Origin of the sequence: Actinoplanes philippinensis (genome assembly GCF_900113015.1) — a bacterium.
Taxonomy (GTDB): domain Bacteria; phylum Actinomycetota; class Actinomycetes; order Mycobacteriales; family Micromonosporaceae; genus Actinoplanes; species Actinoplanes philippinensis.
In genome coordinates, this window is sequence record NZ_FONV01000026.1 from 25,321 (window position 1) to 44,977 (window position 19,657).

At 73.3% G+C, this 19,657-nt stretch carries 19 protein-coding genes; 13 read left to right on the plus strand and 6 right to left on the minus strand.

The features are described from left to right. Nucleotides 1-51: 51 nt before the first annotated feature. Nucleotides 52-2,781, plus strand: coding sequence for an nSTAND1 domain-containing NTPase (locus BM290_RS42980; protein ID WP_093621762.1), 2,730 nt, complete (start codon nucleotides 52-54; stop codon nucleotides 2,779-2,781). Between the two features lie 126 nt (nucleotides 2,782-2,907). Next, nucleotides 2,908-4,188 (plus strand): RICIN domain-containing protein, encoded by a 1,281-nt coding sequence (locus BM290_RS42985; protein WP_239144101.1) that lies wholly within the window; start codon nucleotides 2,908-2,910, stop codon nucleotides 4,186-4,188. A gap of 35 nt (nucleotides 4,189-4,223) precedes the next feature. Here BM290_RS42985 and BM290_RS42990 read toward each other — a convergent pair whose 3' ends face one another. Together BM290_RS42990 and BM290_RS42995 are read right to left on the minus strand one after the other, a co-directional pair. Then, nucleotides 4,224-4,838 carry an FMN reductase gene (locus tag BM290_RS42990; RefSeq protein WP_093621763.1) on the minus strand — a complete coding sequence of 205 codons (615 nt, stop codon included), beginning with the start codon at nucleotides 4,836-4,838 and terminating at the stop codon, nucleotides 4,224-4,226. Continuing rightward, entirely contained in the window at nucleotides 4,835-5,929 is a 1,095-nt protein-coding gene (locus BM290_RS42995; RefSeq protein WP_093621764.1) for an LLM class flavin-dependent oxidoreductase, read from the minus strand. Before BM290_RS42995 ends, BM290_RS42990 begins: the two co-directional genes overlap by 4 nt. 197 nt (nucleotides 5,930-6,126) lie before the next feature. Between BM290_RS42995 and BM290_RS43000 the strand changes: the two genes are divergently transcribed. Genes BM290_RS43000 through BM290_RS43020 form a run of 5 tightly spaced genes read left to right on the plus strand, consistent with a single transcriptional unit; the run spans nucleotide 6,127 to nucleotide 10,281 of the window. After that, nucleotides 6,127-6,687 carry an RNA polymerase sigma factor gene (locus tag BM290_RS43000; protein ID WP_093621765.1) on the plus strand — a complete coding sequence of 187 codons (561 nt, stop codon included), beginning with the start codon at nucleotides 6,127-6,129 and terminating at the stop codon, nucleotides 6,685-6,687. Next, nucleotides 6,684-7,484: a hypothetical protein gene (locus BM290_RS43005; protein ID WP_093621766.1), complete on the plus strand. Its 801-nt coding sequence runs from the start codon at nucleotides 6,684-6,686 to the stop codon at nucleotides 7,482-7,484. Before BM290_RS43000 ends, BM290_RS43005 begins: the two co-directional genes overlap by 4 nt. A 33-nt stretch (nucleotides 7,485-7,517) precedes the next feature. Continuing rightward, nucleotides 7,518-8,315, plus strand: a complete 798-nt coding sequence (locus BM290_RS43010; protein WP_093621767.1) for an ABC transporter ATP-binding protein — start codon at nucleotides 7,518-7,520, stop codon at nucleotides 8,313-8,315. Next, entirely contained in the window at nucleotides 8,312-9,667 is a 1,356-nt protein-coding gene (locus BM290_RS43015; protein WP_093621768.1) for a hypothetical protein, read from the plus strand. The genes BM290_RS43010 and BM290_RS43015 overlap by 4 nt, the downstream gene beginning before the upstream one ends. Continuing rightward, entirely contained in the window at nucleotides 9,664-10,281 is a 618-nt protein-coding gene (locus BM290_RS43020) for a hypothetical protein (RefSeq protein ID WP_239144102.1), read from the plus strand. Before BM290_RS43015 ends, BM290_RS43020 begins: the two co-directional genes overlap by 4 nt. Nucleotides 10,282-10,333: 52 nt before the next feature. Here BM290_RS43020 and BM290_RS43025 read toward each other — a convergent pair whose 3' ends face one another. Further along, nucleotides 10,334-11,593 (minus strand): hypothetical protein, encoded by a 1,260-nt coding sequence (locus BM290_RS43025; RefSeq protein WP_093621769.1) that lies wholly within the window; start codon nucleotides 11,591-11,593, stop codon nucleotides 10,334-10,336. Between the two features lie 147 nt (nucleotides 11,594-11,740). On the opposite strand from BM290_RS43025, the gene BM290_RS43030 reads away from it, so the two are divergent. Continuing rightward, nucleotides 11,741-12,823 (plus strand): alpha/beta fold hydrolase, encoded by a 1,083-nt coding sequence (locus BM290_RS43030; RefSeq protein ID WP_373871151.1) that lies wholly within the window; start codon nucleotides 11,741-11,743, stop codon nucleotides 12,821-12,823. A gap of 48 nt (nucleotides 12,824-12,871) precedes the next feature. Beyond that, nucleotides 12,872-13,267, plus strand: a complete 396-nt coding sequence (locus BM290_RS43035) for a PNPOx family protein (RefSeq protein WP_093621771.1) — start codon at nucleotides 12,872-12,874, stop codon at nucleotides 13,265-13,267. Between the two features lie 76 nt (nucleotides 13,268-13,343). Here the strand turns inward: BM290_RS43035 and BM290_RS43040 are convergent, their stop codons facing one another. Then, entirely contained in the window at nucleotides 13,344-14,735 is a 1,392-nt protein-coding gene (locus BM290_RS43040; protein WP_093621772.1) for a hypothetical protein, read from the minus strand. A gap of 87 nt (nucleotides 14,736-14,822) precedes the next feature. Here BM290_RS43040 and BM290_RS43045 point away from each other — a divergent pair, with 87 nt between their 5' ends. Next, entirely contained in the window at nucleotides 14,823-15,608 is a 786-nt protein-coding gene (locus BM290_RS43045; RefSeq protein WP_093621773.1) for a cyclase family protein, read from the plus strand. Between the two features lies 1 nt (nucleotide 15,609). Here the strand turns inward: BM290_RS43045 and BM290_RS43050 are convergent, their stop codons facing one another. Beyond that, nucleotides 15,610-16,116, minus strand: a complete 507-nt coding sequence (locus tag BM290_RS43050; RefSeq protein ID WP_239144103.1) for a DUF6529 family protein — start codon at nucleotides 16,114-16,116, stop codon at nucleotides 15,610-15,612. An 8-nt stretch (nucleotides 16,117-16,124) separates the two neighbouring features. After that, on the minus strand, nucleotides 16,125-17,831 hold the full coding sequence (locus tag BM290_RS43055) for a serine/threonine-protein kinase (RefSeq protein ID WP_093621774.1): 1,707 nt from the start codon (nucleotides 17,829-17,831) through the stop codon (nucleotides 16,125-16,127). A 143-nt stretch (nucleotides 17,832-17,974) separates the two neighbouring features. Between BM290_RS43055 and BM290_RS43060 the strand changes: the two genes are divergently transcribed. The 3 genes from BM290_RS43060 (at nucleotide 17,975) to BM290_RS43070 (ending at nucleotide 19,645) form a co-directional block, all read left to right on the plus strand. Further along, entirely contained in the window at nucleotides 17,975-18,487 is a 513-nt protein-coding gene (locus BM290_RS43060) for a DUF1990 domain-containing protein (protein WP_218163316.1), read from the plus strand. Nucleotides 18,488-18,592: 105 nt separating this feature from the next. Beyond that, nucleotides 18,593-19,033 (plus strand): deaminase, encoded by a 441-nt coding sequence (locus tag BM290_RS43065; RefSeq protein WP_093621776.1) that lies wholly within the window; start codon nucleotides 18,593-18,595, stop codon nucleotides 19,031-19,033. A gap of 336 nt (nucleotides 19,034-19,369) precedes the next feature. Beyond that, complete coding sequence (locus tag BM290_RS43070) at nucleotides 19,370-19,645, plus strand: hypothetical protein (RefSeq protein ID WP_093621777.1); 276 nt, start codon at nucleotides 19,370-19,372, stop codon at nucleotides 19,643-19,645. Nucleotides 19,646-19,657 lie beyond the last annotated feature (12 nt).

The following is a 19,657-nucleotide window of genomic DNA, read 5'->3' on the forward strand; positions in this document are numbered from 1 at the left end:
ACAACAAACACCGGACACGGCTCGGCAGTACGGACGAGTGAGGGAGGTGACGTGCCCCGAGAGGAACGTCCGCTGGAGTCCGAGGACACGCCCCTGCTTCAGCTCGCCGGTGACCTGCGGCGACTTCGACTCGGATCGGGCCGGCTCTCGTACCGGGAGCTGGGGCGGCGGACGAACTACTCGGCGGCGGCGCTGTCCGACGCGCTGTCCGGCCGTCGTCTGCCCAGCCTCGCCATCACCCTGGCGGTGGCCGGGGCCTGCGGTGGCGACGTCGGCGAGTGGACAGAGCGGTGGCGACGCGTCGCCGCGACGCAGCGGGGGACGAACGCCGGCGCGCCCAGCCCGTACGCCGGGCTCGCCGCCTATGGGATCGGTGACGCCGATCGGTTCTTCGGTCGCGAGGCGGTGACCGCGACCCTGATGACGCTTGTCGGCGAGCGCCCGTTCGTCGGTGTCTTCGGCCCCTCCGGCGCGGGCAAGTCGTCGCTGCTGCAGGCCGGGTTGATCGCCGGCACCGAGCGCACCGCGATACTGATCACGCCGGGAGCCGACCCGGTCACCGAGCTGGCCGCGACCGTGGCGCACCTCGCCGACGAGCCCGTCGACCGCGTCCGCGGCGACCTGGCCGCCGGCCCGGAGGCGTTACGCGGGTGGCTCGCGAAGGCCGCCGACGACGTGTTGCTGGTTGTCGACCAGTTCGAGGAGGTGTTCACCCTCTGCGGCGAGACCGAACGGCACTGGCTGATCCGGGCGCTGACCTGTGCCGCGGGGCCCCGGGCGCGCATCGTGATCGGCGTGCGCGCCGACTTCTACGGTCACTGCGCACGGCACCCCGAGCTGGTCACCGCGCTGTACCGGGCACAGGTGCTGGTCGGGCCGATGTCCACGGAGGAGCTCCGATCGGCGATCACCGAGCCGGCCGTACGCGCGGGGGCGACGATCGAGACGGCGCTGGTCGCCCGGGTCGTCGCGGACGTCGCCGGTCAGCCGAACGCGCTGCCGCTGGTGTCGCACGCGCTCGCCGAGAGCTGGCAGCGCCGCCGGGGAGTGGTGCTGACGCTGGCCGGCTACGAGGAGGTCGGCGGTATCGGGCACGCTCTCGCCCGTACCGCCGAACGCACCTACGAACAGCTCGACGAGGACGACCGCCGGGCGGCCCGGTTGCTGTTCACGCGTCTGGTGGTGCCGGGCGAGGGCGTCGAGGACACCAAGCGGCGGGTCCGGCGCGCCGACCTGCCCGTGCCGGACGCCCTCCTCGATCGTCTCGCCGCCGCCCGGCTGATCACCATCGGCCGGGACAGCGTCGAGCTGATCCACGAGGCGCTGCTGCGGGCCTGGCCGCGGCTGGCCGGCTGGATCGACCAGGACCGGGACGTCCTGCGCCGCCAGCATCGGCTCGCCGAGGCCGCGGCGCTCTGGGCGGCGCAGGATCGCGACCCGGACGTCCTCTACCGGGGCGCCTCCCTCGACCAGGCGGCGCCGTTGCGGGACCGGGCCAACGATCTCGAACGCGAGTTCCTCGACGCCGCCCTCCAGGTCGACCGGACTCGCACCGAGGCTGCCCGGCGCGCGGCACGCCGGTTGCGCCGGCTCGCCGCCGGGATGACCGTGCTGGCGGTTCTGCTGGCCGGCGCGGCGCTGGTCGCGGCCGGCGCGCAGCAGAGGGCGGCCCGGCAGCGCAACGACGCGCTGTCGCTGCGTGCCGCCGGGACCGCCCGGGACATGATCGGCGGCCGGCCCCGCGAGGCGGCCGTGCTCGCCCTCGCCGCCTACCGGCTCGCGCCCACCGCCGAGGCACGCGACGCGCTGCTGCTGGCGCATGCCGCCGGCGGCGCCACCACGCTCGGACGCGGGTACACCTACCCGCCCGGGCGGTTCGCGGTGACCTACGCCGATGAGGACGACGGCCAGCAGCTCTGGCGGCACGACGGCCGGAGGTGGCAGCCGGCGGGCCGGATGGCCGTCGCCGACAGCTACCTGCACCGGGCCGCCGTCGACGACGGCCGGGCGATCTACTGGACCGGCCGGACCAGCTCCGCTCTGTGGGACCTGACCGATCTCGATCATCCCCACACGATCGCGGCGCCGACCGGTCTCGGAATGCTGGACGGCCTGGACCGGGCGGGCTCCCTGCTCAGTGCCGTGGGGACGGACGGCACGGCCCGGGTCTGGCGCCCGGGTGATCGCGTCTTCCTCCGCCTGCCGCCCGGCGGCGTCGTCGGGACGGCCGTGCTCGCCGACGGCTCCGGCGTGATCCTCAGCCGCCGCGAGGGCGACCAGGACGTCATCGAGAGCTGGACGCCGGACGGCCGCCTGATCGCGCCCCTGCTGCAGGTCCCCCATCCGGCGGTCGTCGAGGCCGGGGGTGGCGGGCTGATCGCCGTGAACTCCTACCTGGGCAACGCCACGGTGACGATCATGGATGTCGCCGACCCGCTGGCTCCGCGTGTGGTGGCCCGGGTCGACGGCCTGGACGAGACGACCGCCGTCGCCTTCGACACCGCCGGGCGCACCGTCGCCGTCGTCGACGGGGCCGGGGCGACGATCTGGGACGCCCGCAGCGGCGTACGGACACTGTCGTTGCGCACCCAGGGCCTGCGGCTGAACGCGCCCCGGCTCGACGGCGACCACCTGTATCTGCTGGACGGGAAGTCGGCGCTGTGGAGCATCGACACCGACCTCGACGCGGTGATCAGTCAGATCTGCGCTCGGCCGGCCGACGTCGACTGGGACCGGGATTTCCCCGGCGCGGACCCCGTCGAGCTGTGCCCGGCGCCGTGACGACACTTTAGGAAGATGTTTTAACTATTAGGACTGTTAACCTTGCGGGGCTGGGCATCGATACCTGAGGATGAACGCCAAGCGGCGCCGCCTCCCCCGCCCCTCCGTCCTCGCGAGGTATCCACGTTGGCCAGAAAGCTGCTCGAACGCGCCCTGGTGGCGTCGTTGGCCCTGCTCACCGCGATCGCGACAGGCCTGCTCGCGCACACCGCCCCGGCGTCCGCGGCGGCGCCGTTCAAGGTGCTCGCCTTCTACAACGGCACCTGGGACGCCGCCCACATCGACTTCGACAAGGAGGCCCGGGACTGGTTCCCCAAGGCCGCCGCCCAGAACGGCTTCACCTGGGAGGCCACCACCGACTGGAGCCGGCTGAGCGCCACCGGCCTGGCCGGATACCAGGTGATCATGTTCCTGGACGACGGGCCGCCGGCCGAGCGCCGCGCCGCGTTCCAGACGTACGTGCAGAACGGCGGCGGCTTCCTGGGCTTCCACGTGAGCGCGTTCACCACCAGCGCGAACTCGTGGAGCTGGTACTACAACACGTTCCTGGGGTCGGGGAACTTCGCCACCAACACCTGGGGCCCGACCGCCGAGACGCTGCGCATCGACAACCGGAACCACCCGTCCACGGCCGGACTGCCCGCCACCATCCAGTCGTCGGTCAGCGAGTGGTACTCGTGGAGCAACGACCTGCGCCAGAACCCGGACATCGACATCCTGGCGTCGCTCGACGCGTCCACCTTCCCGGTCGGCACCGACCCGAACCAGCAGTGGCGCAGCGGCTACTACCCGATCCTGTGGACCAACAAGAACTACAAGATGCTGTACGCCAACTTCGGCCACAACGGCATGAACTACGAGACCAACACGCGGACGTCGTCGACCTTCGACAGCGCGCAGCAGAACCAGTGGCTGATCCAGGGCCTGCTGTGGCTGGGCGGCCAGAGCCCGACCACCCCGCCGCCCGGTGACAGCCCGATCGACCCGGCCGCCTGGTATCCGGTGACCAACAAGAACAGCGGCAAGTGCGTCGACGCGCGTGCGGCCGGAACCGTCAACGGGACCGTCGTCCAGCAGTACGCCTGCAACGGCTCGACCGCCCAGCAGTACCAGTTCGCGAGCGCCGGCAGCGGTTACGTCCGGATCAACAACCGGGGCAACGCGGCCCAGGCCCTCGACGTGACCGGGATGTCCACCGCCGACAACGCCAAGATCCAGACCTGGGCGTACGGCAGCACCGCCAACCAGCAGTGGCAGCCCGTCGCCGAGGGCGGCGGCTACTACCACTTCGTCAACCGCAACAGCGGCAAGTGCCTGGACGTGCCCGCCGCGAGCACGGCGGACAGCGTCCAGTTGGTCCAGTACACCTGCAACGGAACCGCGGCCCAGAGCTTCCGCCTCGGCTGACCTCCGGGTGGCCCGGGGCGACCGGGCCACCCGGCTCAGAGGTTCTTCAGCATGTCCTCGAAGTTGGCGGTCAGCGCGAACGGGTCGGTGACCACGGCCGCCTCGCGGCGCTCGACCTCGCGGGCCAGCTCGGCCGCGGCCCGGTCGATGCGGGCACGCAGCGGGCCCTCGACCGAGTTGGCGCCCCAGTCGTCACTGGCGGCGAAGACCGACGTCGGGATGATCGCCGCCCGCAGGTAGGAGAAGAGCGGCCGCAGGGCGTGCTCCAGCACCAGCGAGTGCCGGGCGGTGCCGGCGGTGGCGGCGAGCAGGACCGGCTTGTCGATCAGGGCGTCCTTGTCGAGGACGTCGAAGAACGACTTGAACAGTCCGCTGTAGCTGGCCGAGAACACCGGGGTGACGGTGATCAGCGCGTCGGCGGCGGTGACCGCCTCCTGGGCCTGCTTGAGTGCGGTGCCCGGGAAGCCGGTGAGCATGTTGTCGGTGATCTCGTGGGCCAGGTCGCGCAGCTCGATGAACTGCACGTCGAGGTGCACGCCGAGCCGGGCGGCCGCGCCGCCCGCCGCCGCCGACAGCTGGTCGGCGAGCAGGCGGGTCGACGACGGCTGGCTCAGGCCCGCGCTGATCACGACGAGCTTGCGCTGTTTCATGCCGGCACCTCTTCCTTGGCGTCCCGGGCGGCGAGCAGGGACGCGTGGGTGGGCGCGTCCGGCACGTGCGCGGGCTTCAGCGAGGCGAACTCCTTGCGCAGCACCGGGACGACCTCCTCACCGAGCAGGTCGAGCTGCTCGAGGACGGTCTTGAGCGGCAGGCCGGCGTGGTCGAGCAGGAACAGCTGGCGCTGGTAGTCGCCGACGTACTCGCGGAAGCCGAGGGTCTTGTCGATGACCTGCTGCGGGCTGCCGACGGTCAGCGGCGTCTCGCGGGTGAAGTCCTCCAGCGACGGGCCGTGGCCGTAGACCGGGGCGTTGTCGAAGTACGGCCGGAACTCCTTCACGGCGTCCTGACTGTTCTTGCGCATGAACACCTGCCCGCCGAGCCCGACGATGGCCTGGTCGGCCGAGCCGTGGCCGTAGTGCTCGAACCGCTGCCGGTAGAGCCCGACCATCCGCTGGGTGTGCGACGCCGGCCAGAAGATGTGGTTGGCGAAGAACCCGTCACCGTAGTAGGCCGCCTGCTCGGCGATCTCAGGGCTCCTGATGGAGCCGTGCCAGACGAACGGCGGGATCTCGTCGAGCGGGCGCGGGGTGGAGGTGAAGCCCTGCAGCGGGGTGCGGAACTTGCCCTGCCAGTCGACGACGTGCTCGCGCCACAGCTTGTGCAGCAGCGAGTAGTTCTCGATGGCCAGCGGGATGCCGGCGCGGATGTCCTTGCCGAACCACGGGTAGACCGGGCCGGTGTTGCCGCGGCCGAGCATCAGGTCGACGCGGCCGTCGGCCAGGTGCTGCAGCATCGCGAAGTCCTCGGCGATCTTCACCGGGTCGTTGGTGGTGATCAGCGTGGTCGCGGTGGACAGCTGCAGGGTGGAGGTCTGCGCCGCGATGTAGGCCAGCGTGGTGGTCGGCGACGACGAGAAGAACGGCTCGTTGTGGTGCTCGCCGAGCGCGAAGACGTCGAGGCCGACCTCCTCCGCGTGCTTGGCGATCGTGACGATGTCCTTGATCCGCTCGGCCTCGCTGGGGGTCCGGCCGGTGGTCGGGTCCGTCGTGATGTCGCTGACGCTGAAGATTCCGAACTGCATGACCGGCTCCTGGACTGATCGGCCGGGAATCTGACTTCCCGGACTGCCCCGCACAACGCGTTTGACTGCGCAACTATTTCAGATTCAAACAACTTCGGCTGCGGCGGGGGTCACAGGCGCCCCCGAAGCCTCAGGTCTGTGACGACCGTCACTCCGGGAAGTGATCCGTACATGATCGCGGCAGCGACTATGTGGCTGTGAGAGCAAGCGCGCAGGACGACAGACGGCTGCTGTGCCGCGTCGCGAAGGGCGATCTCGAAGCGTTCGAGCAGCTGTACCGGAACACCTCGCCGTGGCTGGCGATGCGGTTGCGGCTGCGGTGCTCCGACGACGGCCTGGTGGCCGAGGTCGTGCAGGACACCTACCTGACGGTGTGGCGGGCAGCCGGGTCGTTCGCCGCGATGTCCCCGCGCGGCGATGCGCCGGGCAATGGCGCTGCCGGCTGGTTGTGGACCATCGCCGCGCGCCGCCTGGTCGACGCGCAACGCAAGCAGGGCCGGCGCCGGGAACGACCGGCCGAGGTGCTGCCCACCCTCAGTGTGCCGGCGGCCGAGGACGACGCGCTCGCCGGAACGGTGGGCGACGAACTCGGCACGGCCCTGGCGCGGCTGGCGCCGGAGCTGCGGGCGGTGCTGCGCGCCATGGTCCTCGACGGGCACACCGTCCAGGAGACGTCGGTGCTGCTCGGGATCCCGGAAGGCACGGTCAAGAGCCGGGCACGCCGCGCCCGCAACGCGATGAGGGAGGCGCTGTCATGACCGCGCACGTCTCGGCCGAGCTGCTGGCGCGGTACGCCGCGGGAGAGCTCCGCGTGGACGACGCTTCGACCTGGCCGGTGGAGGCGCACCTGGAGGCCTGCGCCGGGTGCCGCGACCGGCTCGGGCGGCTCACTCCCGCGCCGGTGCTGGCGATGCTCGACGACACCCGCGCCGGCATCCTGGCGATCGCGGCGAACGGCCCGCTCCCGGTACGCCGCCGCCGGCTCCGCCGCCTCGTCCATCGGTGGGCGACCTGGTCGATGCTGTCCTGGGCGGTCATGACGGCCACCGCCATCGCCGCGGCGTTCCTGATGGACCGGGCGTTCCCGGCGCGGCCGTCCCTGGTGCTGCTGCTCGCCCCGGTGGCGCCGCTGGCCGGGTTGACCATCGCGTGGTCCCGGCACGGCGACCCGGCCTGGGAGACGATCGCCGGCACGGCACGGGCCGGGGTGGACCTGCTGCTACGCCGTACGGTCGTGGTCCTCGCGGTGGTGTTCGTGCCGTTGACCGCGGCCGGCGGGCTGCTCGGCACCGACCCCGCGTTGTGGCTGCTGCCCTGTCTGGCCTTCACCGCCGCGACCCTGCTGCTCGGCGGCCTCATCGGGGTGGGCCGGTCGGCGGCCGTCCTCGGCGGCGCATGGGTGCTGGTCGTCGTGGCTCCGGCCCTCGTCACCGTACGGCTGCCCGTGCTCGTGCAGACCGGCAGCCTGCCCGGCTGGATCGCGGCCGCGGTGATCCTCACCGGGCTGGCGCTGGTGCGCGCCGGTGACCACCAGCGCCTCAGCAGCTGGAACTGACCCCTCAGGCCCCCGATCGTCAAGGAGAACACGATGGTTCGAACGGTCAGCTCGCACGAGATGTCGCCGAGCACCGAGGCCTGGGCCGTGCACGCCACCGGCCTGCGGGTCAAGGTCGGCAAGCGGTTCGCCGTGGACGGGCTCGACCTCGCCCTCGGCCCCGGCGTGCACGGCCTGCTCGGCCCGAACGGCGCCGGCAAGACCACCCTCATGCGCACGCTGGCGACGGTGATCAGGCCGGAGGAGGGCCGGCTGCGGCTGCTCGGCCATGACGTCCGGGGCCGGGGCTCGTTACGGGGCCTGCGCAGCCGGCTGGGATATCTGCCGCAGCAGTTCGGCTACTACCCGGGCTTCACCGTGCGGGAGTACGTCGAGTACATGGCGTGGCTACGGGAGATGCGGCCGGATGCGATCCCCGAGGCCACCCAGAGCGCCATCGACCGGGTGGGACTGACCGACCGCGCCGGCTCCCGGCTCAAGACCCTGTCCGGGGGCATGCTGCGCCGAGCCGGTATCGCCCAGGCCATCGTCAACAGCCCGGACATGCTGCTGCTCGACGAGCCGACCGTGGGCCTCGACCCCGAGCAGCGCATCGAGTTCCGCGATCTGCTGCGCGAGCTCGGCCTGGACCGCTGCGTGCTGGTCTCCACCCATCTGGTCGAGGACGTGGCCGCCGCGTGCAGCGACGTCGTGCTCGTCGACGCCGGCCGGCTCGTCTTCCAGGGCCTCCCCGCCGACCTGGCCCGGCTCGGCGAACACGACGGCGTCGGCGACAACCCGACCGAACGCGGCTACTCCGTGCTGCTGCGCGACCACCGGAGCGCCGCATGATCCGCCGTATCGGCACCGAACTGCGCCGCTCGAACGCCCGCGTCCTGGCGATCCTGCTGCTGGTGGGCAGCCTGGGCACGCTGGCCGTCAGCCAGGACTGGGGCCGCCAGTGGTGGCAGTTCTCCTACTACCTGGCCGCCAACCTGTTCCTCCAGGTGCCACTGGCCCTGGCCGCCGGCGCCATGCTCGGCCGGCGGGAACGGCGTACCGGCGCCGCCGAGCTTCTCGCCAGCACGGGACGGCCCCGGTGGCAGAAGATCACGCCCACGGCCGCCGCACTGGCGATCACCGTCGTCGTGGTCCAGTTGTCGACGCTTGCGGCCGGCGCGGCCCGGATCGGCGCGGCCGGCGGCTTCCTCAGCCTCGCCGGGGCCGCGCCCGCGCTGGCCGACGTCACCATCCTGATCGGAGCGGCCTGGACCGGTCTCGCCGCCGGCCGCGCCTGGGCGTCGCCGCTGCTGCCGCCGATGCTGGCCGGGGCGGCCCTGGTGGCCCAGGTCCTGGCCAGCACGAGCAACGATCCGCTGAGCGGCGAGACCAGCAGATGGGAGAGCCTGTCGCTGCTGCCGCAGCCACCGAACGCCTACTGGGAGTCGGCCACGGCCGAGGCCGTCCTGGGGCGCCTCGGACTGGGTCTCGGGCTCGCCCTCGGCGGATGGCTGCTCGTGGTGGGCGCCCGCTGGCCGTCGCGTCTCGCGGGCGTCGGCGCGGTGCTGGCGGGCCTGGCGCTGATCACCCAGCTCACCCCGACCGGCGGGCCGTACGCGCGCTATCGCATCGACACCGCGGCGCAGCAGCTGGTCTGCTCCGACGGCACGCCGCAGGTGTGCGTGACAGCGGTACGCGCCTACGAGCTGAACGAGGTGACGGCGGCGGCACGCCGGGCCCTCACCATGCTGGCCAGACTGCCGGGAGCACCGGCCCGGGCCGTCGAGTGGCGCGCCGACCGGGTGGGCAACGGCGACCCCGCCCAGTTCTGGGGCCCGGATCCGAGGACCGACCCCGGCACGGTGATGTTCGCCCTGGGCGGCTGGGGCGCGCCCTCGGCCGCCGACGTGACGGCCAGCATCCTCAACGGCGCCGGCACGACGATGAACGGCTGCGAACCGGGTGACGAGGTGGCGCTGGGCGCGGCCGGAGCGTGGCTGATGGGCGCCGACGGGCTACCCCTGCGCGACGGCGGATCGACCTACTCCGACGAGGTCAGCGCCCGGATCGGGGCAACCGTCAGGGCGCTGCGACAGCTGCCCGGGCCGGAGCAGGTCCGCCGGGTGACGGCCCTCCGCGACGCGGCGGCCGACTGCCGCAACGACGACCTGCTCGCCATCCTCACCGACGGGACAGCATCATGATCACCGGGTGGCTTCCGCTGTACCTACGGGCGCGGCGTGTCACGATCGCCGCGCCCGTCTCGCTCGCCGCCATCGTCGCCGTCATGATCTTCTGGTCCTTCTGGAGCGACAACCCCCGGGTGCACCCGAGCCTGGCCACGCTCACGCTGATGTTCGCGCTGTCGCCGCTGATCCCGACGCTGGCGGGCCACGACGACGAGCTGGACCGGACCGCGGCGATGCCCTGGCCACCACGACGGGCCCTGCACCTCGTCGCGATCGGCGCGGTCGTCGCCGGCGGGCTGCTCGGCGCCCACCTGGCCGGGATCCACTTCGGCACCGCCGGGCAGATCGCGCGCAACAGCATCGGCCTGGCCGGCCTGATCGGACTCGGCGCCGCGCTGCTCGGCACCCTCCACGCCGCCGTCGTCCCGATCATCTGGACCGCCTGGCAGGCGATCGCCGGTGGTCCCGGCGGACCGGCCTGGCAGCAGTCCCTGCTCTGGCTGGCCCAGCCGGCCGGCAGCGTGCCCGCGGCGGTCACGGCCGCGACCCTGGTCATCGCCGGGACCACCGCCTACGCGATACGTGTCGGCCCGCCCAGGCCGCCGAGCGAGAACGCCCTCGGCCATTGACCCGGCCCGGCGAAACGGCGGAAGGACCCGCTGACCCCGGCCGCGGCCCGGCTCACCGGCGCCTAACCCGGGGCCGCGATCGCTCGCCCGCGGCATAGGCGATCACCACGCAGGTGGCCACGACGGCCAGGATCCCGACCGCGACCACACCCGACCCGGGGTCCGTCAGCATCAGACCGGCGGCCGCCACCTGCGGGGCGAACAACCACCCCCAGCCCTTGCCGAGCCGCCGGATCAGGAAAGCCGTCACCGACAGGCCGCCGAACAGGATCCCGATCGAGACACCCGTGTAGTCGCCCGCCTCCACCGGGGCCGGGATCGCGGCGGCGGGCGGCGCCGGCGCCGGGCTCGCGGCCGTCGCTCGGCCGCCGGGGAACCCGATGCGCGTCCACAGCCCGTCGACGTCGCGCATCGCGAAGCCGTCCAGGCCGTTCGCGACGACCACCACATGGCCGCCCGGCACGTCCGCGACCGTCAGCATCACCGAGGCCAGGCGATCGGTGCCGTGCTCGTGGAGCAGCGCCTCCCGCTGCGGCCCGTCGATCCGCCAGCTGTCCGGCCAGCGGGCGTCGCCGGTGTCGCTCTGCACCGCGAGCTGCCCCGGCACCACCCGGTAGCAGACCACCGGGACCGAACGGGAACACGGCGAGACCGACCCGGCAGGTGAGGCCGACCGCACCGGCGACGGCTCGTCGAGATGCTGCCACGTGCGGCCGCCGTCCCTGCTGACCGCGTCCGGCTCCGGGCCGTCCTGGTAGTTCAGGTAGATCGCGCCGTCAGCGCCGACCGCCACCGCGTCCGCGCGCGCCGGGCCAGGGGAACTGTTGCTGGTCGCCGCCACGCCGAACAACGCCGCCGGCAGCATCACGGCCAGCCGCAGCGCCCGCATCCAGCGCCGGGCGGGCACCACCCCCAGCGGCCGATCCGCGGTCCACCAGGCCAGCGACAGGAACGGGCACGCCATCAGGTCGGACGGGTCGGCTCGCACGAGCGAGGGGGTGATCAGACTCCAGGCCGCGGACGCGAGCTGCGCCCCGTACCCCCAGAGTTTGACCACGAGGAACCCGGCGCCCACCGTGACGATCGCCGCGATCGCGAGCCGCCGGAACGGCAACCGCGGCGCGAGGAGGCCCGTCAGGGCCGCGAGCAGCGGCGGCGCCAGAACCATGCCGGCCGCATCGCTGAGCTTGCCGGTCACCCAGCCCGGCCAGGCGGATTTCAGCAGGTGGTCATTGATGATGAGCAGCGCCAGCGCGGTCACCGTCACCGGGTGACACAGCCACGCGAGCGCCTTCCCCCGGGCACCGTTCACACGCGACACACTGTCAGCCGTAGATCACGGATCAAACTCGTCGGAGGTACGGCCACGAGGAGCACCGGGGCCACCCGGCGACGGCGGCGGCAGTGCAGGCCGCGCGGCGGCGCCGGGCTGCTGCCGTCCCCGGCGATAATGACGCGCGTGGACGTCCGTTTCGCACGTGCCCGGGACGGTGTGACGCTCGGCTACCAGATGTTCGGGCAGGGGCCGCCGCTGGTGTGGCTGCCGTCGCTGAGCAACATCGTGGCGCAGTGGCGGATCCCGGCGCTGCGGGCCGCCTACGAGGGTCTGGCCGGGTCGCTGACGGTGGTCCTCTACGACGGCCGCGGGACCGGCGTCTCCGACCGCCGGATCGACCTCGGTGATCTCGGGCTCGACGCGCACCTGCGGGACCTGCACGCCGTCCTCGACGACGCCGGCCTGCACCGGGTGTCGCTGCTCGGGTATTACCACTCGGTGCCGACCGCGCTCGCCTTCGCCGCCCGCAACCCGGGCCGCGTCGACCGGCTGGTGCTGTTCGGCGGCACGGCCCGGCTGCGGGAGGCGATGCTGCCGGCCCAGACGCAGGCGCTGTTGTCGCTCGTCGACCAGGACTGGGGGCTGTTCGCCGACGCGGCCGCGACCGCGTGGCTCGGCTGGGACGCGGCGTCCTCCGGCCGGTGGACCGCGGAGGCGTTCCGGACGGCGACCAGCGCGCCGATCGCGAAGGCGTGGTTCGAGGCGGCCCGCGACATCGACGTCACCGGGGAGCTGTCCGCGGTCCGGGCGCCGGCGCTGGTCCTGCACCGGCAGGGCGAGCAGCGGATCCCGGCCGAGACGTCCCGGCGGCTGGCCGACGCCCTGCCGGACGGCCGTTTCGTGGAGCTGCCCGGCGCCACACCCACCCTGTTCATCGAGAACCAGGACGCCGACCTGCGCCTGGTCACCGGTTTCGTGACCGCGGGCTGGCCAACCGCGGCCGGTCCGGCGGGCTTCCCGGGCGCCGGTGGTCCGGCGGGTTCGCCCGGCGCCGCCGGACGGTCCGCGGCCGGCCGGCTGACGCCGCGGGAGACCGAGGTGCTGGGGCTGCTCGCCTCCGGTGACTCGAACGCCGAGATCGCCCGGCGGCTGGGGATCGCCGTGCACACCGTCGAGCGGCATCTGTCCTCGATCTACCGCAAGCTCGGGGCGCGGGGCCGCAGCGACGCGGTCCGTCTCATGCTGGATTTCCGTCATCCCGGGTGACGGATCGCCGGGACGCGGAACACCCGGTGACCGGCGAAGAATCGGGGCATGACAGCTCCCGCGAACACCTCCTGGCGTTTCGCCCGTGCCACCGCTCCGGCCGTGGCGCGGCTGGCCGGGCGACGCTGGTTCCCGCTGTGGGCCCGCGTCCACCATCGTGGCCGCAAATCCGGGCGGGACCTGACCGTGCCGGTCGCCGTCCTGGTCACCCCGGACGGCTTCCTGATCAACCTGCCGTGGGGCGCGCACACCAACTGGGTCCGCAACGTCCTCGCCGCCGAGGGTTGCACGCTGCGCTGGAAGGGCGCGGACCACCCGGTCGGACGGCCGCGGATCCTCGACGCCGGGCAGGCCCGGCCCTACTATCCACGGCTCACCTGGGTGATCGCCCAGCGTCTCTTCCCGGCCGACGCCTGGCTGCTGCTGCGCCCGATCACCACATGAACCACGAGGCCGACGGCTCTGCCGGGCCCGATCGCGACAGCACCCACGACCCGGCCCACGTTCTCGTCGCGCCCGGTCAGGACATGAGCCACCAGGCCGCGGCCGAGGCCACGGCGGTGAGCACGGCCGCGACTGCGGTGGGCCGTGACCAGGCGCGGCTGGTGGGGGCGTGGCGGGCCGCGGCGGACAGCGCGATGACCACACCGGACGCGGCCGCGGTTACGGCCAGGACCGGGATGACGAAGCTGGGCGGCGTCAGGACCGACGCGGGACTGCGCCAGGCGATCACCGCGATCGGGATCAGCACCACGGCGGCCGGCGGGAAGATGCCGGGCAGCAACCACCAGTACCGGCGGCCGCCCGAGCGGCGCAGCGACACCACCCCGGCGACGGTCAGCAGGAAGCCGGCGAGCAGGGCGATGACGGTGATCCTCAGGGGGCGGCCGAGCGTGTGCGGCGAGGTGGACAGCGGCAGCGGGGCGACGTCATCCGGGAAGGCCGGGAACCCGATGCGTGTCCACCGGCCGGCCGGGTCGCGGACGGCGAACCCGTCCCGGTCGTTGGCGACCACCACCACGTGGCCACCGGCCACGTCCTGGACGGCCAGCTTCCGCGCGCTCAGCATCGAGACCATCTCGATGTCGCCGTAGTCCCGCAACAGCGCCTGCCGCTGGTCCTCGCCGACGCGCCAGCTGTCCGTCCACGGGCCGCCACCGGTGCTGCTCTGCACGGCGAGTTCCTCCTCCACCACCCGGTAGCAGACCCGGTCCCGGGAGCACACCGGCTGGTCCGGCGGCTGCGGCGACACCGGCTCCGAGGACGGCGCCGGCTGCGGCCAGGACGCCGGTTCCGCGCTGTCGGTCCAGGTCACGCCACCGTCCCGGCTGACCGACCAGGCTTCCCGGTAGGGGCGTGCGGCGGTGGCGCGGAGGTAGACGGCGTCGCCTTCCACGAGAACCAGGTCGGCGCTGGTGTGCGGGAGTGGGCTGGTGGCGGCCACACCGGCCAGGGCCAACGGCAGCAGCACGGCCACCCGGACCGCCCGGGTCACCCGGCCGGCCCGGCCCGCCCGGCTGCGCCGCAACGTCCACCACGAACCGGCGAGCAACGGCAGGACGATCAGGTCGGCCGGGTCCGCTCGGATCAGCGACGGGGTGACCAGGCTCCACGTGGCGGACGCCAGCTCTGCCCCGTACCCCCAGAGCTTGACGAACGTGAAACCGGCGCCGACGGTGACGATCGCGGTGACCGCGACCGGGCGCAGCGGCAGTCGTGGAGCGATGAGGCCCGTCAGGGCCGCGAGCAGCGGCGGCGCGAGCAGCATGCCGGCCGCGTCGCTGAGTTTGCCGGTCACCCAGCCGGGGTGCGCGGCCTTGAGCACATGGTCGTTGATCACCAGCACCGCGAGCGCGGCCATCGTCACCGGATGGCCGAGCCAGGCCAGTGTGGTCCCCCGTGTCCCCGTCATGATAGACACCGTGGCAACCGGTGGTAACGGGATCGACACGGCGAGATTCCTATTGGGATCCCGCGCCACCACCGGCACGATGTGTGCATGTGCACTAAACACACCGTGACCCGCCGCGCCGCGATCGCCGGAGCCGCCGCTCTCGCCGGAGTCGCCATGACCGCCCAACCCGCCGCCGCCCGCGCCGGCCGCGGCCTTCGTGACCTCACCCATCCGCTGTCCGAGACGTTCCCGGCGTTCAGCCCGGGTGAGGAGGCGTTCCGCCGGACCGTGACGACGGTCGAGGACGACGGCTACTACATGCAGGAGTGGCGGATCATCGAGCACATCGGCACCCACGTCGACGCGCCGGGCCACTTCACCGCGGGCGGGCGGCTCGCCACCGAGCTGCGGCCCGACGAGCTGATCCGGCCGGCCGTCGTCGTCGACATCGCCCGGCGGGCCGCCCACGACCCGGACACCGAGGTGACCGTGGACGATCTGCTGGCGTTCGAGCGGCGGCACGGGCGGATCCCGGACGGGGCGGCGGTCCTGATGTACTCGGGGTGGGGCGCGCGGATCGGCGACGCGGACGCGTACCGGGGCACCGACGCCGCGGGCACACTGCACTTCCCCGGGTTCGGCGCGGACGCCTGCGAGTGGCTGCTGCGCCGCCGCAAGATCTGCAGCCTCGGCGTCGACACGCTCAGCATCGACCCGGGGATCTCCGAGACGTTCGACACCCACCTGACGCTGACCGGCGCCGACCGGTACGGCCTGGAGAACCTGGCCGGGCTGGACCGCCTGCCACGGACCGGCGCGACGATCTTCGTGGGCCTCATCCCCTACGAGGGCGGCTCCGGCGGACAGGCCCGGGTCCTCGCCACCTGGTAGGTCACCAGCTGACCCCGATGGTGGTGAAGAACCACAGCGCCGACGTCAGCCACAACCCGGCCACCGCGGTCAGCACCAGCCCACCGGCCACCGGCAGACCCCAGCCACGCCCGTCGCCGGGCCGGCTGAGCAGCAGCATCTTCGTCACGAACACGCCGTAGAGCAGACAGCCGAGCAGCGAGTGCGCCACCACCCGGGGCGTGTCGAACCGCAGGCCGAACGTGTAGAGGCAGTGCACCGCCACCGGCATCGACAGCAGCAGCGCGATCCGGCCGCTCCAGCGGTGCACCGCCCCCACCCACGCCGCGCCCGGGATCACCCCGTAGATCGCCAGCGCCGTCAGCAGCTGCACCGCCAGCAACGCCGCCACCCCGCTGGCCAGCCACACCTTCAGCGTCTGGATCCGCAGGAGCGTGTCCACGTCCGACGTGCCGACCGGCTCGTGCAGGCGCCCGTAGACGCCGAGTCCCACCGCGATCCCGACACCGGCGACCACGGGCAGCCACACGCGCGGCCTCAGAACCCCTCCCCGGTGTCCACGTCGATGGTGGTCGCCCCGCTGACGGTCCGGCCGTCGATCGTCGTGGTCCGCGCGGCCGGGTCGAGCACCGGCGCCGGCCCGGGTGTCTCGCCGCGCAGCAGCACCCCGACCTGACGGCCGTCCGGCAGCACGATCCACGAGCCGTTGACACGGGCGCCGCCCACCTGGCTGCTGAGCCGGTAGAGCCCCGACGGTTTGCGGACCACACCGATCTCGAACCGGTGCGTCCGGCCCTCCAGACTGACCTCACCGGCCGCGCGGCGGGCGTCGAACAGGCCGGTGATCTTCGTGTCGTTCTTGCCGGTGAGGTTGAGCAGCCCGTTCTTGGCGGTGCCCTTCAGCCACGCCTCGAGCCGGTCGCCGTCGCAGATGTACGCGATCGCCTGCCCGTCCCGGATCGAGATGGCCAGCGTGCCCGCCCCGTCGTCGACCTTGCCGGCCATCGTGACGCGCAGCCGTTCGGCGGCCGGCGTGTTCAGCGGCGGCAGGGCCACGTCGTTCGTCGGCGGCAGGGTCCCGACGCCCCTCTCCATCGGGGTGACCGCGGGCGGGATGCTGACCTGGGTCACCAGGTCGCCGGTGCGCGCGTCGGCCGAGGTGGCCAGGTTGAGCCCGGTCACCACGGCGGCGACCACGACGGCCGCGGCCAGGGTGACCAGCGGCCCACGGCTCCAGCGCTCGCGCCGGCGGGACGGCGGCGGCGGGGGCGGGGGCGGCTGCGGGGGCAGCTGGCCGGCCCAGCTGCCGATGGTGTCCCGCGGCCCGCCCGGGTGGCCGACGAAGGCGGCCCTCGGCGGCTGCGGCGGCGCGGGCGGCGGAAAGGTCGGCTGGGGCAGTTGCGGCGGCGGGAAGCCCAGCGCCAGCGTGGTCGGCTCGCCGTCACCGATCGGGTGCCCCGACACCGGCGCGACCGGCGGGATGCCCCGCGCCTGCGCCGCGAACTGCCGCAGGTAGGCGGCCACCCGGGCGGCCGGCGGGCGGCGGCGCGGATCGGCCGCCAGGCAGTCACGGGCCACCGGGCCGAGCGGGCCGGGCAGCGCCGACGGGTCGCCGTGCGGCCGGCCGGTGGTCAGCTCCAGCAGCAGCACGCCGAGCGACCACACGTCCGCGGCCGGGGTCGGCGGGCCGCCCTGGAAGATCTCCGGCGCCGTGTAGCCGGGCGTGCCACCGGCCACCGACGGGTGCGCGCCACCGAGCAGGACGGCCACCCCGAAGTCGGTGATCCGCACCTCCGGCGGCGTCGACCCCCGCACGACCAGCAGGTTCTCCGGTTTCAGGTCGAGGTGGACGACACGCCGCTCGTGGGCGAAGGCCAGCGCGGCGGCGGTCTGCGCGGCCACCACGACGACCTCCGGCGGGGTCAGCCGGCCGCCCCGCATCGACAGGTAGCGGCGCAGGTTGGGACCGTCCACGTACTCCATCACCAGGGCCAGCGTGCCGCCCTCGACGATCAGGTCACGCAACCCGACGATCGCCGGATGGCTCAGAGCCCGCAGCGCCGCGTCCTCACGGAGGAACAGCTCCCGGACCCGGCGGTCACCGGCCAGCTCCGGCCGCAGCAGCTTGGCCGCGAGCGGCGGGCCACCGTGCCGGCTCGTCGCGCGCCGCACCACCGCCACGGCGCCGCGACCGATCTCCTCGTGCAGCAGGTACTCCCTGCCGAGCGGTTCGTGAGCGGCCATCCCCGTACCCCTTGCCAATAGATCAGCCAAGCCCCACCGACTGTCATAACCACGTCGATCTTCCTGCGGTTCAGCGCTCCACTCGCGAATCGCATTCTTCTATAAGACGCTGATCGATGGCGAGAGTTCACTACGGTGAGTTGGTGCTGTTGGACGGACCGTTCACGTATCCCGAGGTCGGCGCGACCCGGGACGCCCGGCTACCCACCGGGTACCGGCACGTGCTGCGCGACGTCGACGTGGGCGCCGGCCGTGACGTCTTCGCCCGGGCCGCCGAGGCGCTGCTGACCTTCGGGATGCACCGGGGCGCCGGGCTGGCCGTCGGCACCCGTGCGCCCGCCGTGCCCGGGCTGCCGGTGGTGATCCGGGTCGGCGCCGGGCCGCTGCGGCTCACCGCGCCGTGCCGGGTCGTCTACCGGATCGACCAGCCCGACCGGCAGGGGTTCGCCTACGGCACGCTGGACGGGCACCCGGAGCGCGGGGAGGAGGCGTTCGTCCTGCACCTGACCGGGACCGGGCGGATCCGGTTCCGGATCACCGCGTTCTCCCGGCCGGCGAGCGCCCTGGCCCGGCTCGGCGGCCCGCTGACCACCCTCGCCCAGGAGTTCGCCACCCAGCGATACCTCCGGTCGATGCGGCGGCTGTCACGCCCGTGACTGCAGGCCCCGCAGCAGCTCCATGGCGGGGCGTCGACCGAGCGGGCCGTGTCGCTGACGATAATGTGCACTTGGCGGACCGGCGGCCGCACGACGGGGAGCAGCATGGACGACCATCGGTGGATGCGCCGCGCGATCGAGCTGGCCGGCCGTTGCCCCGCCTCCCCGTCGGCCTTCTCGGTCGGCGCGGTCATCGTCGGCGGCGCCGGCGCCGAACTGGCGCACGGCTGGTCCCGCGACTCCGACCCGCGGGTCCACGCCGAGGAGTCGGCCCTGCTGCGGGTCGCGGACCGCGCCGGCCTGCGGACCGCCACCATGTACAGCACCCTCGAACCCTGCTCCGAACGCGCCAGCCGCCCGCACGCCACCTGCACCGCCCTGATCATCGCGGCGGGCATCCCGAGGGTGGTCATCGCCTGGCGCGAACCCGACCTCTTCGTCACCTGCGAGGGCGTCGCGCTGCTCGTCGCGGCGGGCATCGAGGTGGTCGAGCTTCCCGGCCACGCTGCGGCGGCGCGGGCGGCGAACACCCATCTGGACCTTTGAGGGGTACGGCCACCGCTCCCCGACCGCAGCCCACCCCGTCCCGCCGCTCCCCGGCGACCACCGCGGCCCGTCCCGGCCAGGAGGCGCTTCCGGGCCGGAGCGGCCCGTCACCGTCTCCCCCGCCTTCGGGTCCGGACCACCGCCCTCAGCCCGGCGGCGCCCTTCGGCCGGGTCCGCCGCGGACGTCGCTTCGTGGCCGACGGGACGACCGTGGTGCGGTGGCGGGCGGGCCGGACCGTACCGCACAAAAATTCGGACTCCGGGGGCTGAACGCCTCACCGGCCCCATGCGTACTCACTGTTACCAGGATCGGTCCTGGTTCGTGAGGAGGGCATCATGACGGTCCAGGCGCTGCAGCCCCGGGAAGCCCGGCATCACACCGGCGCGATCGTGCGCAGCCGACGGTTCGCGACGCAGTTCGAGATGGACGGACATGTGCTGACCCTCGGCGTCGAGCCTGGTGTACGCGGTGGCCTCTACTATCTGCCGTCCACGCCGACGTTCGACGACGGCACCCCGGTGCCCCGCGAGATCGCCGCCGGACTGCAGTCGGTCATCGAGGAGGTCGAGCGTTTCTGGGGCCACTGGCCGGAGTTCCGCGCCACACTGTGATCACTCACGGTG